Annotated in this window: 3 protein-coding genes; all 3 read left to right on the top strand. The window is 66.8% G+C overall.

Going from position 1 to position 2,788, the window contains the following annotated elements:
- A partial coding sequence (locus WAN71_RS04055; protein WP_422224099.1) for a PPE family protein, SVP subgroup occupies positions 1-880 on the top strand: 880 nt, incomplete at its 5' end.
- Positions 881-1,297: 417 nt separating this feature from the next.
- Complete coding sequence (locus WAN71_RS04060) at positions 1,298-1,597, top strand: PE family protein (protein WP_422224100.1); 300 nt, start codon at positions 1,298-1,300, stop codon at positions 1,595-1,597.
- A 17-nt stretch (positions 1,598-1,614) separates the two neighbouring features.
- A partial coding sequence (locus WAN71_RS04065; RefSeq protein ID WP_422224101.1) for a PPE family protein occupies positions 1,615-2,788 on the top strand: 1,174 nt, incomplete at its 3' end.

The raw sequence follows: 2,788 nt of genomic DNA on the forward strand, positions 1-2,788 counted from the left end.
GTTGATGGCCTTGATCGCGACCAACTTCTTCGGCCAAAACACCCCGGCCATCATGGCCACCGAAGCCCTCTACGCCGAAATGTGGGCCCAAGACGCCGCCGCCATGTACGGCTACGCCGGCGCCTCAGCGGCCGCAGCACAGGTGACACCGTTCGCCGCCCCACCGCAAACCGCCAACCAGGACGAGGCCGGCAGCCAAGCCGACGCGGTCGCTAAGGCCGCCGCAGCGCCGGCCGGCCAAGCCGCCACGGTGGCCCAAAACGCCGTCGCGTCGGCGCCGAGCACCTCCGCGCAGACAACAGCGTCAACCACGTCCGCGACCACCACGACGGGCGCGACGACCACAACCACGGGGCCCTTCTTAACCTGGCTTCAGCAGTTCCTGCAAAACACCTTCGCCAACAGCCCCCAGGGCGCGTTCGGTCTCGGCCTTACCAACGCCAATTTGAACGCTTTGCGACAAGTGATCGGGCAGGCGTATTTCGGGACCGGCCTCGGAAACTTCGGCTGGAGCATAGGACAGCAGACGACATTCGGTACGGGAGCAACTGCCGGTGCGGGTGGTGCGTGGTATCCGACGCCGCAGTTTGCCGGCTTAGGCCTCGGCAATGGTCTACCGGTGTCGGCAGGTGTGGGTCAGGCAAGCACGATCGGGAGGCTGTCAGTGCCCGCGAGTTGGCCCGGGACGACGCCCCCGGCGCTGGAGGCCGAAGGCCCGGCAGTGCTCAGCAACGCTGTCCGCCCGATCGCACCCACGTCAAACGGTCTGCTCGGCGGCGTACCCATGGGGAGCAACCTGACGGGCCGCCGCGGTGGCGGCTTCGTCGTCCGATACGGGTTCCGCCACGCCGTGATGACGCGCCCACCATCGGCCGGATAGCGAAGGACGGCAATGGGCAATCCGCCTGCGGTGAGGACACTTTGGACGCAGTCACCGGTTTCGAGCGAAGTGCGCGCCGCCCCATCGCAATCGGTCGCTGCCGGCACCAGCACCGACGGCCCTTTAACCGCGGCAAGATTTTTACCCGCCATGGACGCTAAGCGGCTTCACCTACCCAGTAACAATGCGTCAGCGACGGTCCACGGAACCGGCGTGTTCACGCAGATCGCAGCACCGCGGATAAGCAACCAAACTCACAATGAACACCCGATACCGAGGGATGAACAGTGGTTATCCAGTCGTGAACAGTTGGCTTCGTCAGGGCGTTGTCCAACCGTGACCATCTAGCCTCTTATCAGACGGGCTTTCTGATGCCCAAAGGACCTAAAGCTCACGGTTATTGAGGAGGAAAACCGGATGTCGTTCGTGACCACACAGCCGGAAGCATTGTCGGCAGCGGCCGGCAGCCTGCAAGGGATCGGTTCTGGGGTGAACGCGCAGAATGCCGCCGCCGCGGCCCCGACGACAGGGGTGGTTCCCGCTGCCGCCGACGAGGTTTCGGCGCTGACGGCGGCGCAGTTCGTCGCGCACGCTCAGCTGTATCAGGAAGTCAGCGCTCAAGCCGCAGCGATTCACGAGATGTTCGTGAACACGCTGGGCACCAGCGCCGGGTCCTACGCTGCCACCGAGGCCGCCAACGCGGCTGCGGCCCTCTAGGGGAGAAGAGACCAGTGTTGGATTTTGGGACAATACCGCCCGAGATCAACTCGGCCCGGATGTATTCCGGTCCGGGTTCGTCGTCGCTGCAGGCTGCCGCATCGTCCTGGAACGGGATTGCCGCCGAGTTGAGTTCGGCCGCGACCGCCTACGACAAGGTGGTCACACAGCTGGCCAGCGACGAGTGGATGGGACCGGCGTCAACGTCGATGGCGGCTGCCGCGCAGCAGTATGTGTCGTGGCTGAGCACCACCGCGGCCCAGGCCGAGCAAGCGGCCATCCAGGCCAGGTCGGCTGCCGCCGCCTACGAGCAGGCGTTCGCGGCGACGGTGGCGCCGCCGCTTGTGGCGGCCAACCGTGCCGAGACCGCCGCGGCGGTGCAGGCCAACGTTTTCGGTCAGTACACCCCGTTGATCGCGCAGCTCGAGGCGCAATACGGTGAGATGTGGGCCCAAGACTCTGCGGCGATGTACGCCTACGCAGGTCAGTCAGCGGCCGCCGCCCAGGTGACGCCGTTCGCCGCGGCGACGGCGACAACGAACCCCGCCGGGACGGCCACTCAGGCCGCCGCGGTCAGCGCCGCCCAGGGCAGCTCAGCCGCCACCAGCACGCAGAGCATCTTGTCACAGCTGACCTCGTCGTTGCCGAGCTCGCTGCAAAGCCTCGCGTCGCCCGCCGCGACGACCCCGACCGAATCAATAGCGCAAGCGATTTATGCCTTCTTATTCGGGACGAGCACCCTGCCCACGAACCTTTCGGCGTTCGTAACCTCGTACTCGCCCTATGCAAGCTTGTTCTACAACACCGAGGGTCTGCCTTACTTCAGCGTTGGTATGGGCAACTTCGGGGTTCAGATGGCGAAGACCCTGGGCATGCTCGGTGGAGCCCCTGCGGCGGCCGCGGCCCCTGCAACCGGCGGCTTAGGCGGGCTCGGCGGCATGCTGGGCGGCGGCGGTGGCGCTGCTCTCGGCGGCCCAGGCGTAGCCGCAGGTTTGGGCAACGCGGGTTCGGTCGGCAAATTGGCGGTGCCACCGTCGTGGATCGGCGGAGCTCCGCTGGCGGCCCCACACGCCCCGCTGCCGGTCAGCAGCGTCAGCGCTGCCCCGGAGAGTGGCGGTGCCGGAAACCTGCTAGGCGGTATGCCATTGGCCGGGACCGGCGCCGGGGGTCTGGGCGGCGGTGCGGGTCCCC

This window comes from Mycobacterium sp. (assembly GCF_049280035.1).
GTDB lineage: Bacteria > Actinomycetota > Actinomycetes > Mycobacteriales > Mycobacteriaceae > Mycobacterium.